Annotated in this window: 16 protein-coding genes; 14 read left to right on the forward strand and 2 right to left on the reverse strand. The window is 63.5% G+C overall.

Annotation, left to right across the window (positions count from 1 at the left end):
- Positions 1–15: 15 nt before the first annotated feature.
- From ctaD to L5014_RS28100, 5 genes are all read left to right on the forward strand, one after another.
- The gene (gene ctaD, locus L5014_RS28080) at positions 16–1,626 is read left to right on the forward strand and encodes a cytochrome c oxidase subunit I (protein WP_238467067.1); all 1,611 of its coding nucleotides are present in this window, start codon (positions 16–18) and stop codon (positions 1,624–1,626) included.
- 126 nt (positions 1,627–1,752) lie between these two features.
- Positions 1,753–1,899 (forward strand): cytochrome oxidase small assembly protein, encoded by a 147-nt coding sequence (locus L5014_RS28085; RefSeq protein ID WP_238467116.1) that lies wholly within the window; start codon positions 1,753–1,755, stop codon positions 1,897–1,899.
- Positions 1,900–1,972: 73 nt separating this feature from the next.
- Positions 1,973–2,554 (forward strand): cytochrome c oxidase assembly protein, encoded by a 582-nt coding sequence (locus L5014_RS28090; protein ID WP_238467068.1) that lies wholly within the window; start codon positions 1,973–1,975, stop codon positions 2,552–2,554.
- A gap of 35 nt (positions 2,555–2,589) precedes the next feature.
- Positions 2,590–2,838: a DUF2970 domain-containing protein gene (locus tag L5014_RS28095; RefSeq protein WP_238467069.1), complete on the forward strand. Its 249-nt coding sequence runs from the start codon at positions 2,590–2,592 to the stop codon at positions 2,836–2,838.
- 127 nt (positions 2,839–2,965) lie between these two features.
- Positions 2,966–3,823: a cytochrome c oxidase subunit 3 gene (locus tag L5014_RS28100; protein WP_238467070.1), complete on the forward strand. Its 858-nt coding sequence runs from the start codon at positions 2,966–2,968 to the stop codon at positions 3,821–3,823.
- 125 nt (positions 3,824–3,948) lie between these two features.
- On the opposite strand, the gene L5014_RS28105 is transcribed toward L5014_RS28100, so the two are convergent.
- Complete coding sequence (locus L5014_RS28105; RefSeq protein WP_238467071.1) at positions 3,949–4,158, reverse strand: twin transmembrane helix small protein; 210 nt, start codon at positions 4,156–4,158, stop codon at positions 3,949–3,951.
- Positions 4,159–4,263: 105 nt separating this feature from the next.
- Between L5014_RS28105 and L5014_RS28110 the strand changes: the two genes are divergently transcribed.
- The 6 genes from L5014_RS28110 to L5014_RS28135 all read left to right on the forward strand — a co-directional run bounded on the left by L5014_RS28110 (position 4,264) and on the right by L5014_RS28135 (position 9,616).
- A complete protein-coding gene (locus L5014_RS28110) occupies positions 4,264–5,022 on the forward strand; it encodes an SURF1 family protein (RefSeq protein ID WP_238467072.1) in 759 nt (252 codons plus the stop codon).
- Positions 5,023–5,148: 126 nt separating this feature from the next.
- The gene (locus L5014_RS28115) at positions 5,149–5,862 is read left to right on the forward strand and encodes an SCO family protein (protein WP_420800154.1); all 714 of its coding nucleotides are present in this window, start codon (positions 5,149–5,151) and stop codon (positions 5,860–5,862) included.
- 38 nt (positions 5,863–5,900) lie between these two features.
- Entirely contained in the window at positions 5,901–7,010 is a 1,110-nt protein-coding gene (locus L5014_RS28120) for a COX15/CtaA family protein (protein WP_238467073.1), read from the forward strand.
- 9 nt (positions 7,011–7,019) lie between these two features.
- Positions 7,020–7,934 (forward strand): heme o synthase, encoded by a 915-nt coding sequence (gene cyoE / locus L5014_RS28125; RefSeq protein ID WP_238467074.1) that lies wholly within the window; start codon positions 7,020–7,022, stop codon positions 7,932–7,934.
- Between the two features lie 4 nt (positions 7,935–7,938).
- A complete protein-coding gene (locus tag L5014_RS28130) occupies positions 7,939–8,586 on the forward strand; it encodes an SCO family protein (RefSeq protein ID WP_238467075.1) in 648 nt (215 codons plus the stop codon).
- 214 nt (positions 8,587–8,800) lie between these two features.
- Positions 8,801–9,616, forward strand: coding sequence for a MetQ/NlpA family ABC transporter substrate-binding protein (locus L5014_RS28135; RefSeq protein WP_238467076.1), 816 nt, complete (start codon positions 8,801–8,803; stop codon positions 9,614–9,616).
- Between the two features lie 184 nt (positions 9,617–9,800).
- Here L5014_RS28135 and L5014_RS28140 read toward each other — a convergent pair whose 3' ends face one another.
- A complete protein-coding gene (locus L5014_RS28140; RefSeq protein ID WP_238467077.1) occupies positions 9,801–10,220 on the reverse strand; it encodes a MarR family winged helix-turn-helix transcriptional regulator in 420 nt (139 codons plus the stop codon).
- A 443-nt stretch (positions 10,221–10,663) separates the two neighbouring features.
- On the opposite strand from L5014_RS28140, the gene L5014_RS28145 reads away from it, so the two are divergent.
- The 3 genes from L5014_RS28145 to L5014_RS28155 all read left to right on the forward strand — a co-directional run bounded on the left by L5014_RS28145 (position 10,664) and on the right by L5014_RS28155 (position 13,644).
- The gene (locus tag L5014_RS28145; RefSeq protein WP_238467078.1) at positions 10,664–11,398 is read left to right on the forward strand and encodes a GntR family transcriptional regulator; all 735 of its coding nucleotides are present in this window, start codon (positions 10,664–10,666) and stop codon (positions 11,396–11,398) included.
- A 142-nt stretch (positions 11,399–11,540) separates the two neighbouring features.
- Positions 11,541–12,644: an N-acetylglucosamine-6-phosphate deacetylase gene (nagA, locus tag L5014_RS28150; RefSeq protein WP_238467079.1), complete on the forward strand. Its 1,104-nt coding sequence runs from the start codon at positions 11,541–11,543 to the stop codon at positions 12,642–12,644.
- Positions 12,637–13,644 (forward strand): SIS domain-containing protein, encoded by a 1,008-nt coding sequence (locus L5014_RS28155; RefSeq protein ID WP_238467118.1) that lies wholly within the window; start codon positions 12,637–12,639, stop codon positions 13,642–13,644. Before nagA ends, L5014_RS28155 begins: the two co-directional genes overlap by 8 nt.
- Positions 13,645–13,653 lie beyond the last annotated feature (9 nt).

Genomic DNA, 13,653 nt, shown 5'->3' on the forward strand with positions numbered 1-13,653 from the left:
CTTCAGGAGAGAGTCATGTCTAGCATCGGACACGATGTAGCGGGCCACGGTCATGTGCACGGGGACCACGCCCACGAGACGCCCCACGGGTGGCGACGCTGGTTGTTCGCCACCAATCACAAGGACATCGGAACGCTGTATCTGATTTTTTCGTTCGTGATGTTCCTGTCCGGCGGTGTGATGGCTCTGGCCATTCGTGCCGAGCTGTTCGAGCCGGGGCTGCAGATCATGCGCCCCGAGTTCTTCAACCAGCTCACCACAATGCACGGCCTTATCATGGTGTTCGGCGCGATCATGCCGGCATTCGTGGGCTTCGCGAACTGGATGGTGCCGTTGCAGATCGGCGCATCGGACATGGCGTTCGCGCGCATGAACAACTTCAGCTTCTGGCTGCTGCCGGCTGCCGCCGTGCTGCTCGTGGGGTCGTTCTTCACGCCGGGCGGCGCCACTGCCGCGGGCTGGACGCTCTATGCGCCGCTCTCCACGCAGATGGGCCCGGGCATGGACTTCGCGATCTTCGCGGTGCACATCATGGGCGCGTCGTCGATCATGGGCGGCATCAACATCGTCGTGACGATCCTGAACATGCGCGCACCGGGCATGACGCTCATGAAGATGCCGATGTTCGCATGGACGTGGCTGATTACCGCCTATCTGCTGATTGCCGTGATGCCGGTGCTCGCTGGCGCAATCACGATGCTGCTGTTCGACCGTCACTTCGGCACGAGCTTCTTTAATGCGGCAGGCGGCGGCGACCCGGTCATGTACCAGCACATTTTCTGGTTCTTCGGCCACCCCGAGGTCTACATCATGATCTTGCCGGCGTTCGGGATCGTTTCGCAGGTGATTCCGGCGTTCTCGCGCAAGCCGCTGTTCGGCTATAGCTCGATGGTGTATGCCACGGCGTCGATCGCGATTCTCTCGTTCATGGTCTGGGCGCACCACATGTTCGCGACCGGCATGCCGGTCACGGGCCAACTGTTCTTCATGTACGCGACCATGCTGATCGCCGTGCCCACGGGCGTGAAGGTGTTCAACTGGGTGGCGACGATGTGGCGCGGCGCGCTTTCGTTCGAAACGCCGATGCTGTTCGCCGTGGGCTTCCTGATCGTGTTCACGTTCGGTGGCCTCTCGGGTCTGATGCTCGCCATGGCGCCGCTCGATATCCAGTACCACGGAACCTATTTCGTCGTTGCGCACTTCCATTACGTGCTGGTGGCCGGGTCATTATTCGCGTTGTTCTCAGGGTGGTATTACTGGTCGCCGAAATGGACCGGCTGGATGTACAACGAGATGCGCGGCAAGATCCACTTCTGGTGCTCGCTGATCTTCTTCAACCTCGCGTTCCTGCCGATGCACTTCGTCGGTCTCGCCGGGATGCCGCGTCGCTATGCCGACTACCCGGCCCAGTTCACCGACTGGAACCAGGTGATCACGATCGGCGCGTTCGGCTTCGGTCTCTCGCAGGTGTACTTCCTGTTCTTCGTGGCGCTGCCCGCATACCGTGGCGGCGGCGAACTGGAAAAGGCCGCGGACAAGCCGTGGGACGGCGCGACCGGCCTCGAGTGGACCGTGCCGAGCCCGGCTCCGTTCCACACGTTCGAAAATCCGCCGACGGTCGAATAAGCCATCGGTCCAGGGCGTCCGGCGCGTGCGCGGCCGGACGCGAGACGAAAGCCGCGTTTGCGCAATTCACCAGACATAGCGGTCACAAGCATGAATACGCATCCCGCGGCAACCGGCAACACAGGCATGACCCGGAATCCACAAAAAAGACGTACACCCGAACAGATCCGTGCGGGCAACCTGCGGCTCGGCCTCGTATTGCTGGCTATCGTCGCCGTCTTTTTTCTGGGTGCCGTCCTGAAGCAACTGTATTTCGGCGGCCTGGCTAATTGAAGCCGCATTGACACTATTGGTAGTGAGGCGCTTCGCAGCGGCGTGAGCGCTGGTGTTCGTACGAGGAAGTCCGATGTCTACGCAGCACTCTGGCAACGATCGCGCGTTTAACCGCTCGATGCTTATCAAGCTCGTCGTTGTCGCGTTCCTGATGTTCGGTTTCGGTTTTGCGCTCATCCCGATGTACCGCGCGATCTGCCAGATCACCGGCGTCAACAATCTCGTGCAGCGCGACGCCACCGAGCGCGAGGCGCGCAACACGCAGGTGGACATGACGCGCACGATTTCGGTGGAATTCGACGCGAACGCTCGCGGGCTGCTCGGCTTCAAGCCTGAGCAGACGAGCCTCGACGTGCATCCAGGCGAAGTCATGACGGTGATGTACGACATTTCGAACAACGAAGGACGCACGATCGACGCGCAGGCGATTCCGAGTTACGCGCCGAAGCAGGCGACGGAGTACTTCCGCAAGATCGAGTGCTTCTGTTTCAAGCAGCAGACTTTGAAGCCGAACGAGACGAAGCGCATGCCGGTGGTGTTCGTGATCGATCCGAAGCTGCCGAAGGACGTGAAGACGATCACGCTGTCGTACACGTTTTTCGAACTGAACAAGCCCGCAGTGCCGAAGGCGCCGAAGCAGTCGGCCGGCGCCTGAGGTGAGCGAGGCGTGACGCCACTGAGACGAAGCGCATGAACGGCAATGAATCGAACGGAGAGCGTGACGGCGCAAAGCAGGGCGCCGGCGCGGCAAAGAAGAAGAGCGGCGTGCTGCAACTGGCGAAAGCCGTGGGTTGGTCGTTCTTCGGCATACGCAGGCGTGCCGATCTCGAAGCGGACGCAGCACAGTTGCACCCCCTGGCGCTGATTGCGGCGGCGCTCATCGGCGCGGTGATTTTCATCGTCGTGCTGCTGCTGATCGTGCACGCAGTGGTGGGCTAGGTGCAGGGCGGCGCGCAGGACGCATGCTCTCGCGCTTGAAGTGAATACGAATAACGAAGACAGACCGCCGGCAGAAGTCGGCAAAAGCCGGCACTGTCCGGAGCAACTGGAAATTGGAGAATCAGGCATGAGCGGCCAAAACGATAGCCCGTACTACTTCGTACCGCACCCGTCGCGGCATCCGATCAGCGCGTCCATTGGTCTTCTGATCATGCTCGCGTCGCTTGCGTCGTGGATCAACGGCGAGTCGTGGGGGCCGATCGGCGTGGCCGCCGGTCTGCTGTGGGTGCTCTTCACGCTGTGGCACTGGTTCGGCGACGCCATCGCCGAATCGGAAGGCGGCATGTACGGCAAGCGTGTCGACAAGTCGTATCGCTGGAGCATGAGCTGGTTCATCTTCTCCGAAGTGATGTTCTTCGGCGCGTTCTTCGGTGCGCTCTTCTACGCGCGCCAGATCGCACTTCATCAGCTCGGCAGCCTCGACTACAAGCTGATCTGGCCGGACTTCGCGGCGGTGTGGCCGAACAACGGTCCGGCGGCGCTCGTATCGCATTTCCGTTCGATGACGCCCTGGCCGGTTCCGACCATCAACACGGCGCTGCTGCTCTCCTCGGGCGCGACGCTCACGGTTGCTCACCACGCACTGCGCGACGATCATCGCAAGAAGACCATCGCATGGCTCGCGGCGACGATAGCGCTGGGCCTGTGCTTCCTGTGCCTGCAGGTCTTCGAGTACGTTCACGCGTACAACGAACTGAACCTCACGCTCGCTTCGGGCATCTACGGTTCGACGTTCTTCCTGCTCACGGGCTTCCACGGCTTCCACGTGTTCCTCGGCGGCACGATGCTCACGGTGGTGATGATGCGGCTGATTCGTGGCCACTTCACAGCGGAGCACCACTTCGCATTCGAAGGCGCCGCGTGGTACTGGCACTTCGTGGACGTGGTCTGGCTCGGCCTCTACGTTGTCGTGTACTGGCTGTAACGCGCAGGATGCGGGGCATTCGCGTGACACGCGAATGCCGCAGCGCAGCGGACATAAAAAAGCCAAGGCGCCGCTCCGACATCGTCGGCGCGGCGCCTTGGCTTTTGCAGGATCGGATGTGAACGTCAGCGGTTGAGCGGAATCCCGGTGGACTGGATCCAGCCCATCCAGTGCGCGAAGAGGATGAAGAGGAACAGCGAGATGGACAAGCCGACGCGCGTCGCGAGCGACCAGACCATCCGCTTGCTGCGGCCCCGGTCGTGCATCATGAAGTAAAGCGCCGAGATCATACTCGTGATGATCAGCGCAAATGCAATGGGGACAAGTATGTGCATGAAATTCACTGAAGTTGGCATGCCTGAAAACGCCTGTCTCATTATCGCACCGTGCTCCCAAGGGCGGGGTTCGGTCCTGCGAATGCTACGCATCGGATGTGCCTGATGAAGATCCGTCTCGTTCCCGCGCTGCTTATCCTGATCGTGATGGCCGTGACAATTCGTCTCGGCTTCTGGCAGCGCGACCGCGCCCATCAGAAGGAAGCGCTGCAGGTGCAGATCACACGCTATGAGAACGCGAGCCCGCAGGCGGTGGGCACTGCGCCCATCGCCCTGAAGGACATCGAGTTCCATCGGGTGAGCGCAAAGGGCACGTTCATGCCCGAACGTGTGGTGTATCTCGACAATCGTCCCTATAACGACCAGCCAGGCTTTTACGTGGTGATGCCGCTTAAACTGGAAGGCGGTGGCTATGTGCTCGTGAACCGCGGCTGGCTGCCGCGCAACATTCAGGTTCGCGAGCGGATTGCGCCCTATCTGACCCCGGCGGGTCCGGTCGAAGTAGTGGGCATTGTGCGCGCCGATGCTTCGCGTGCCTTCGAACTGGGGACCGGCGGCTCTGCAGCGCATCAGAAGATACGGCAGAATCTCGGCGTCGCTTCCTACGCGGCGGAAACCGGGCTGCCGTTGCAGCCCTTCGTGATCCAGCAAACGGGCGCGGTGCCGGCCTTGAAGGACGGCCTCGTGCGCGACTGGCCGGTGCCGGCCACGGACGTCGAACGCAACTATGGCTACATGCTTCAGTGGTGGGGCATGGCGGCCGCGGCGCTCGGATTCGGCCTTTACGCGGCTCGTCGGGCCGCGACAAAAGAGCGCAGCAAAGAGCGCGGTCAGGGGCCGGCTCACAGCACAAAGGACGCCTGACGATCGGTTGGCTTTTAGCCGATTGCATCGCCGGACGATTCCGCCGGACGATTCGTCAGGCACAAGGATTCGCTGCAACCTGGCAGCGCATGGATAACTGGAAGCGACAGAAACGAGGTTCAGGCAGTGTCGACGCATTCTCCCGATTCATCGCAGGTTTCGAGCAGCGCATCGCTGCAAAAGGGCGCTTCGTCCAAGGGCGCTCCGCCCAAGGGTGCCCAGCCGAATGGCGCTGCACCCAAGGGCGCCCCCCGGAAGGGCTCATGGCAGCGCGGCCGCTGGATGCTGCTGCTGATTGCGGTGATCTGCGGCGCGCCCATCGCGCTTTCGTACTTCACCTATTACGTGATCAAGCCGAAGGGCGGCTCGACGAGTTACGGCACGCTGATCGAGCCGCAACGCACGATTCCGTCCGCGCTGATGGTGACCGGCGACGACGGCCGCGAAGTGCCGCTCGCCTCGCTCAAGGGCCGCTGGCTGATGATCTCGGTGGACGGTGGCGTGTGCGGGGCGTCGTGCGTGCAGAAGCTCTACTTCATGCGTCAGGTGCGCGCGACGCAAGGCGTGGAGCGCGAGCGCGTCGTCACGGTCTGGCTGCGTACCGACGACGCCGCGGTGCCGGCCGTCGTGAAGACCGCCTACCCGGACACGCGCATGCTGCGCGCCGATTCGACCTCGGTGTCCGCATGGCTGCCCGCGACCGACAAGACGAAGGACACCGACCACATCTACCTGGTCGACCCGAACGGCAACCTGATGATGCGGTTCCCCGAGCAGCCGGACCCGTCGAAGATCAAGCAGGACTTGACCAAACTCCTCAAGTGGTCGCGCATCGGTTAAGGTGCGCAGCGCAAGTCTGACAGAGAAGAGTACGAGAGATGTTTATTCTGGAGTTGGGCCTGATTGGCCTGTGCATCGCGTTGCTGCCGCTGTCGTGGGTCTGGGTGAAGGCCGACGACGACAAGTTCCGCAAGCTCGTGTGGCTCACGACGTTCATGACGCTCGACCTCGTGATGTTCGGCGGCTTCACGCGCCTGACCGACTCGGGCCTCGGCTGTCCTGACTGGCCGGGTTGCTACGGCACCTCGTCGCCGTTCATCGCGCATGCGCAGATCGCGGCCGCGCACCTTGCCATGCCGAGCGGCCCCGTGAGCATGACGAAGGCGTGGATCGAGATGATTCACCGCTATTTCGCGATGGCCATCGGTGTCCTGATCATTGCGCAGACGGCGATCGCCTGGCGCGCGCGCATCAAGCGGATGGCGCTGCATGTCTCGCCGTGGTGGCCCACGGCGCTGCTCGGCCTGATCGTCTTGCAGGGCGTGTTCGGCGCGTGGACGGTGACGATGAAACTGCAACCCATCATCGTCACTACGCACCTCATGCTTGGCCTCATGCTGCTCGGCTCGCTCGCGTGGCTCGCCGCGCGCATGACGCCGCTGCCCGCGTTCGAGCCCGACGCCGCGCGCTGGCGCGTGGCCGCGCTCGCGGCGCTGGTCCTGCTCGTCGCGCAGATTGCGCTGGGCGGCTGGGTGAGCACGAACTACGCGGTGCTCGCGTGCACGGACTTCCCGACCTGCAACGGCGCGCTGATCCCGCCGATGGACTTTCACCATGGCTTCCATCTCTGGCGCGCGCTCGGCATGGACGGCAACGGCGACGTGATTACGCAGGACGCGCTCGTCGCGATCCACTGGACACATCGCACGTTCGCGTTCGTGGTGATCGCTTATCTGGTATGGTTCGCCCTCAAGTTGCGGCGTTACGCTTCGCTGCGACGCCCCGCTAACTGGGTCCTGATCGTGATCGCGATCCAGTTTCTGACAGGGCTATCCAACATCGTGCTGCAGTGGCCGCTGCCCGTGGCAGTGGCGCACAACGGTGGCGCGGCGATCCTGTTGCTTCTTGTCGTCGTGCTAAACTTTCGAATTGCTTGTAGCCGCCCCGGCCGCGCCGTCCTCCCTGCGCGCGACACCGCTGCGGTGTGACCCCGCCCCATGGAAAGTACAACCCTCTCCCAGACATCAGGTAAGCCCGGTAGCCGGATTTCCCAATATCTCGCGCTCACCAAGCCGCGTGTCACGCAACTGGCCGTGTTCTGCGCGGTCATCGGCATGTTCCTCGCCGTGCCGGGCATGGTGCCCTGGAAGCAACTCGTTGGCGGCACCATCGGCATCTGGCTGACGTCCGGTGCAGCCTTCGCGATCAACTGCCTCGTCGAGCAGAAGGTGGATGCGCGCATGCGTCGCACCTCCTGGCGTCCTTCGGCGCGCGGCGAGATCACCAGCGCGCAGATCCTGCTGTTCTCCGCAGTGATCGGCGGCATTGGCATGTGGACGCTCTACACGTTCACCAACCCGCTCACCATGTGGCTCACGTTCGCGACCTTCATCGGCTACGCGATCATCTACACGCTGCTGCTCAAGCCCGCCACGCCCCAGAACATCGTGATCGGCGGCGCCTCGGGCGCGATGCCGCCGGCGCTCGGCTGGGCGGCTGTCACGGGCCACGTGCCCGCCGACGCCTGGATTCTCGTCCTCATCATCTTCGTGTGGACGCCGCCGCACTTCTGGGCCCTCGCGCTCTATCGCCGCAAGGACTACGAAAACGCCGGCCTGCCGATGCTGCCCAACACGCACGGCGAGAAGTACACGCGCCTGCATATCCTGCTCTACACCGTGATCCTTTTCGCGGTCACGCTGATGCCCTATATCTCGGGCATGAGCGGCCTCGTGTATCTGGTCACGGCGGTCCTGCTCGGCGCGGTGTTCCTCGCCTATGCGTGGAAGATCTACGTCGACTATTCGGACGCACTCGCACGCAAGACTTTCCGCTATTCGATCGTTTACCTCTCGGTGCTGTTCGCCGCGCTGCTCGTCGACCACTACGTGCACGCACTCATCGGGATGTAACCATATGGCCCATTCAACGCTCGCGCGCGCAGCACGCGCCGCGCGTATCACGCTCATTGCGCTCGCCGCGGCGGGCGCGCTCGGCGGCACGTTGCTGCTCGAAGGCTGCGGTCAGCAGCCACCATCGTTCTCGAACCTCGACATCACCGGCAACACGCAGTTCGGCAAGGACTTCTCGCTGCCGGACACGAGCGGCAAGATGCGCTCGCTCGCCGACTTCAAGGGCAAGGCGGTCGTGCTGTTCTTCGGCTACACGCATTGCCCGGACGTCTGCCCGACCACCATGGCCGAGCTTTCTCAGGCGCTCCAGCAACTGGGACCCGATGCCGCGAAGCGCGTGCAGGTGATCTTCGTGAGCGTCGATCCCGAGCGTGACAGCGCTGCGATCCTGAGTCAGTACGTGAGCGCGTTCAATCCCACCTTCATCGCGCTGCGCCCGGCCAACGAAGAGCAGCTCAAGCAGATCACGAAGGACTTCCGCGTCTACTACGCGAAGGTGCCCGGCAATACGCCCGATAGCTACACGATGGATCACACCGCCGCGAGCTACGTGTTCGACACCACCGGCAAGCTGCGGCTCTTCGCGCGCGACGGGCAGGGCGTCACGCCATGGCTGCACGATCTGAAGATCCTGCTCGCTTCGAACGACTGAAGCTGCCAGGGTCTCTGGCACATTCCGGCTTTCTAAACACGTCGCCGCTAGCCGGCGACGTGTTTAGTTGTGCACGCCGGCATATCTGTATGCGATTTCTTTATTTCGCGGGGCCTGCGCCATATGAGACCATTTATGTCCACCCGGCGGGCGGCACACAATGCCGCCACAGTCGGGATATGACAAACACGCAACAAGCGGGAACAACAACGCCATGCAGCGCAGAAATCTGATTAAAGCTCTCCTCGCCGGCTTTGCAGCCGCCACCACGCTCGCGGCCAGCTTCGGCGCCCACGCCGACGACAAGGTCATCAAGGTCGGTACCGTTTCGGGTCCGGACGCACAGGTCTGGACCGTGGTCCAGAAGGTCGCCAGGCGCGAAGGCCTGAACGTCAAGGTCATCGAATTCAACGACTACGTGCAGCCGAACGCGGCGCTCGACTCGGGCGACCTCGACGCCAATAGCTTCCAGACGGGGCCGTACCTCGACGGCCAGGTCAAGCAGCGCGGCTACAAGCTCGTGAACGTGGGCCTCACGTACATCTCGCCGATCGGCGTGTACTCGAAGAAGCTCAAGTCGCTGAACGACCTGCCGCAAGGCGCAAAGGTCGCGGTGCCGAACGATCCCTCGAATGAGAACCGCGCGCTGCTGCTCCTGCAGAACAAGGGTGTGATCAAGCTGCGCGCCGGTGCGGGCACGAACGGCAATAACGCGACGCCGCTCGACGTCGCCGAGAATCCGAAGAAGGTGAAGCTCGTCGAACTGGATGCCGCGCAACTGCCGCGCGCGCTCGGCGATGTGGACGCCGCCGTGATCAACACGAACTACGCGCTGGCGGCCGGCCTGCAGCCGACCAAGGACGCCATCGCGCTGGAAGACACCCACAGCCCGTACGCGAACCTGATCGCGGTGCGCGCCCAGGACAAGGACAAGCCTTGGGTGAAGAAGCTGGTCGCGGCTTATCAGTCGGAAGACGTGCGCCAGTTCATCAAGAACGAGTTCAAGGGTTCGATGATTCCGTCGTTCTAAGCGACGCAAACTCTCATCCCGATCGCAGCGCGCGGCGTGCAAGCCGTTCGCTGGCGATCCAGCAAATTGAAAAGCCGCTTCCATGAAGCGGCTTTTTTGTGTTCGCTGACACGTCTTTGCGAGCGGTTCGACTGCTGCGCGGCGGCGAGAACCGCTGGACATATTCAGACTCAGGGCTGCGCGCTCATCCCAGCAGCCTCTGCACGACCTCCATCGCGTCGACCAATTGTTGCTGCTCGGCGGCCGAGAGCTTCGCGAGCAGCCCCATCACTCCGCCGACTGCCGCCGCGGCAAGCGATGCGCACGCGATGCGGCCCGCTTCGGTCAGGCTCACGTGCGTCAGACGTGCGTCGGCTTCGGAGGCGCGCCGCGTGATCAGTTGCTGGCGCTCGAACCCGGCAAGAATCCGGCTCAGATAACCCGAATCGAGCGTCAGATCGCGTGCGAGAGCCGCAGCGGTGTCCGTGCGACCGCTCTCCAGCTCGCGAAGAATGCGGATCTCAGTCAGCGAAAAAGAGGTGCGCGGAAGCTCGCTATGTCGCGCACCAAGAAACTTCCGATAGAAGCGATTGAACTGAAGGACGGCCTCGGCGCGCCGTTTCATGGCGGAATCGTTCGACAACCCTGTACCTCGTCGTCACTTGTGGATGTTGATCAGGCACCACTATATGGGATGTCAGGGCATCGCGATATCGCCTTTGTGTCCTCCGAAGCGGTGTGGTGGTCCTGATCCGGTATCCGGTTGGTCTGCATGGTTGGTATGTCGAGCGGTCCGCTGGCTTCTCAAAAAGAGCCCACAGGTATCTTTCCAGGGAAAGTCCCAATCTCCAGTTTGCCTCAACGGCGCCTTTGTTAATCGCATAACACATTGATTTTTAAGTTATTTTTGTTGATTCGCGAGTGGCGATCGCACATGTTGACTGGTATTATTGTGGTTATATAATGGGCTCAAATTCGCACCGGGACCCTGCCATGACGGCACTGCTGAAAGTGCCAGATGGCCTGCCCGGATGCGCCACGATCTGTCCAACCGCTGGTCGGAGTTCCATGGAAACCCGTTGGTCTGCCCTGATGCCCGATGCGCGCAATATCACGCCGCTGTATCTGCAACTGGCGCGCAACCTTGCCACCGCGATTCATTGCGGCGTGTGGTCGGCGGGCGAGGCGCTGCCGTCGGAGCGCACGCTCTCGGACGCCATCGGCGTTTCGCGCATCACGGCGCGCAAAGCCATCGAGTTGCTAGTCGAGCAGGGGTTGATTCGGCGCGCACGCGGCGCGGGCAGCTTCATCACGCCGCGCGTGGAGGATCCGCTTTCGCGCCTGACCGGTTTCACGAAAAAGATGGAGCAGCGCGGCTTCACGCCCGACTCGGTGTGGCTGGAACGCGAGGTGCGTCCCGCACACCGCGAAGAGATCGTGCAGCTCGGGCTTTCGCCGGGCGCCTCGGTCGCGAGCCTGCGGCGTCTGCGCCGCGCGGACGGCATCGTGATGGCCGTCGAGCATACGGCGCTGCCGGCGTCCATCGTGCCGGACCCAAACGCCATCGACGGCTCGCTCTATGCGTATCTCGAAGGGCGCGGCATGCCGGTCGTGCGCGCGCTCCAGCACTTTCGCGCGGTCAACGCGACGGGCGAGGTCGCGACGCTGATGGGCGTGGAGCCGGGCGCCGCGCTGCTCGTGATCACGCGCGTGGGTTTTTCGCGCGATCAGCACGCCATCGAGCTCACCGATACCTACTGCCGCGACGGCTTTTACGACTTCGTCGCGGAGCTCAGGCAATGAACGGAGTAACGATCGGAATAACGATCGGAACAACAGCAGCGGCTCGCGGGAACGGAACGCCGCGCCACGAATCTCTCATGCACGTCACCGTCAAGACTCACCGCGCACCCGAATTCGTGGTGCACAAAATCGGAAAAATCTCATGCTGAGCGGAAACATTCTCACCCCTGATGGCTGGATCAACGGCACGCTGACGTTCGAAAACGGACGCATCACGTCGATCGAGGGCGAGGCCACGGATCCGGCGAAGAACGATGCGCCTTATATCCTGCCTGGCTTCATCGACCTGCACGTGCATGGCGGCGGCGGTGCCGACGTCATGGAAGCGGGCGACGCCATCGAAACCATCGCGCGCACCCATGCACGCTACGGCACGACGAGCCTGCTCGCCACCACCATGACCGCGCCGCGCGAGGAGCTGATGAGCGTGGTCTCGGGACTCGGCGACGTGGCGCGCCGGCGCACACCAGGCGGCGCGCGCGTGCTGGGCGTGCATCTGGAAGGGCCGTACATCAATCCGGGCAAGCTGGGCGCGCAACCCGACGCGGCCGTGTCCGCCGTGCTCGACGAAGTGCTCAGGTATCTGTCGATCGCGCCGATCCGCGTGGTGACCGTGGCGCCGGAAATCGCGGGCCATATCGAGATTATCGGCGAGATGGCGGCGCGCGGCGTGCGCGTGCAACTCGGTCACTCGCTCGCGACCTACGACGACGCAGTCGCCGCGCTCAAGCATGGTGCGCGCGGCTTCACGCACCTCTTCAATGCGATGTCGCCGCTGCATCACCGCAATCCGGGCCTCGTTGGCGCGGCGCTCGCGCACGCGGAATACGCGGAGATCATTCCCGACCTGCTGCACGTGCACCCGGGCGCGATCCGCGCGGCGCTGCGCGCCATTCCGCGTCTCTATGTCGTGACCGACAGCACCTCGGCCACCGGCATGCCCGACGGCGAATACCGTCTCGGCAGCCAGCACGTGACCAAGTGCCTCGGCGGCGTGCGCCTTGCCGACGGCACGCTGGCCGGCAGCACCCTCACCATGGACCAGGCCCTGCGCAATCTCGTGTCGCTCGGCTTGCCTATCGCAGATGTTTCCGCGCGCCTGTCGCGCTATGCGGCCGATTATCTCGGCGTCGAAGACCGTGGCCGCCTCGTGCGCGGCGCATGGGCCGATGTCAACGTGTTCGACCGCGAACTGACGCTTACCGCGACCTATGTCGAAGGAGAATCGATTGTCGAATATGCTTAAAGAAGCGCTGGCCTCGGCTAGCGTCGTCGCCGCGCAGCTCGCGGACACCTCGCGCGTCGAGGCGCTCGCCCGCGCGCTCGAGGCCGAGCCCCGCAACGTCGCGCTCACGGTCGCGCGCGGCAGTTCGGACCACGCGGCGAGTTATTTCGCAGCACTCACCATGAGCCGCATCGGTGTGCCGGTCGCCTCGATTCCCATGTCGATCGCGACGCTGCAACAGGCACCTTTGCGCGTAAAGGGCCAGTTTGCCTTGGCTTTTTCCCAATCGGGCAGGAGTCCTGATCTGGTGGCAACGCTGCGCGCGCTGCACGATGCAGGCGCGCTCACGGCGGCCATGGTCAACGTGGCCGGCTCGCCGCTGGCTGACGCTGCAAGCGCGGAGCTGCCGCTGCTCGCGGGCCCGGAGCTGAGCGTCGCGGCCACCAAGAGCTATATCGGGATGCTCGCGATGTCGGCGCAACTGGTCGCGTTCTGGCAGCGCGACGCCGCGTTTCTCGACGCCGTGCGCGCGCTGCCGGAAGCGCTCGGCCGCGCGGGCGCGCTCGACTGGTCGAAGGCCGTGGACGAACTGCGCGACGTCTCGCAGATGATCGTGATCGGACGCGGCCCGGGTCTCGCCATTGCGCAGGAAGCGGCGCTCAAGCTCAAGGAGACGTCGGGCATCCAGGCCGAAGCGTTTTCGAGCGCCGAAGTGCGCCACGGCCCGATGGAGCTGATCGACCGCGACTATCCGCTGCTCGTGTTCGCGCCGCGCGGGCCGGAGCAGGCCGGTCTCGTGCAGTTCGCGCACGACATGCAAAAGCGCGGCGCGCGCGTGCTGCTCGCAGCGCCCGCCGACGTGCCCGAGGCCACGCTGCCGCTCGTCGCGACGGCCGACCCGGCGCTCGATCCGATTACCTCGATTCTTTCGTTCTACGTGATGGCGGCGAGCCTCGCCGCCGCGCGCGGCCGCAACCCGGACGAGCCGCGCTACCTGAACAAAGTCACCGAAACCCACTAGATTGGAACG

It is taken from the genome of Paraburkholderia tagetis, from assembly GCF_022213065.1.
Classification (GTDB): Bacteria; Pseudomonadota; Gammaproteobacteria; order Burkholderiales; family Burkholderiaceae; genus Paraburkholderia; species Paraburkholderia tagetis.

Excerpts from the sequence above, each read along its gene's own strand:
- L5014_RS28105 (WP_238467071.1), bottom strand. The coding sequence starts at position 4,158 with ATGCACATACTTGTCCCCATTGCATTTGCGCTGATCATCACGAGTATG.
- L5014_RS28155 (WP_238467118.1), top strand. The coding sequence starts at position 12,637 with ATGCTTAAAGAAGCGCTGGCCTCGGCTAGCGTCGTCGCCGCGCAGCTC.
- L5014_RS28090 (WP_238467068.1), top strand. The coding sequence starts at position 1,973 with ATGTCTACGCAGCACTCTGGCAACGATCGCGCGTTTAACCGCTCGATG.
- cyoE (WP_238467074.1), top strand. The coding sequence starts at position 7,020 with ATGGAAAGTACAACCCTCTCCCAGACATCAGGTAAGCCCGGTAGCCGG.
- L5014_RS28110 (WP_238467072.1), top strand. The coding sequence starts at position 4,264 with ATGAAGATCCGTCTCGTTCCCGCGCTGCTTATCCTGATCGTGATGGCC.
- L5014_RS28100 (WP_238467070.1), top strand. The coding sequence starts at position 2,966 with ATGAGCGGCCAAAACGATAGCCCGTACTACTTCGTACCGCACCCGTCG.
- ctaD (WP_238467067.1), top strand. The coding sequence starts at position 16 with ATGTCTAGCATCGGACACGATGTAGCGGGCCACGGTCATGTGCACGGG.
- L5014_RS28085 (WP_238467116.1), top strand. The coding sequence starts at position 1,753 with ATGACCCGGAATCCACAAAAAAGACGTACACCCGAACAGATCCGTGCG.
- nagA (WP_238467079.1), top strand. The coding sequence starts at position 11,541 with ATGCTGAGCGGAAACATTCTCACCCCTGATGGCTGGATCAACGGCACG.
- L5014_RS28145 (WP_238467078.1), top strand. The coding sequence starts at position 10,664 with ATGGAAACCCGTTGGTCTGCCCTGATGCCCGATGCGCGCAATATCACG.
- L5014_RS28095 (WP_238467069.1), top strand. The coding sequence starts at position 2,590 with ATGAACGGCAATGAATCGAACGGAGAGCGTGACGGCGCAAAGCAGGGC.
- L5014_RS28130 (WP_238467075.1), top strand. The coding sequence starts at position 7,939 with ATGGCCCATTCAACGCTCGCGCGCGCAGCACGCGCCGCGCGTATCACG.
- L5014_RS28120 (WP_238467073.1), top strand. The coding sequence starts at position 5,901 with ATGTTTATTCTGGAGTTGGGCCTGATTGGCCTGTGCATCGCGTTGCTG.
- L5014_RS28140 (WP_238467077.1), bottom strand. The coding sequence starts at position 10,220 with ATGAAACGGCGCGCCGAGGCCGTCCTTCAGTTCAATCGCTTCTATCGG.
- L5014_RS28135 (WP_238467076.1), top strand. The coding sequence starts at position 8,801 with ATGCAGCGCAGAAATCTGATTAAAGCTCTCCTCGCCGGCTTTGCAGCC.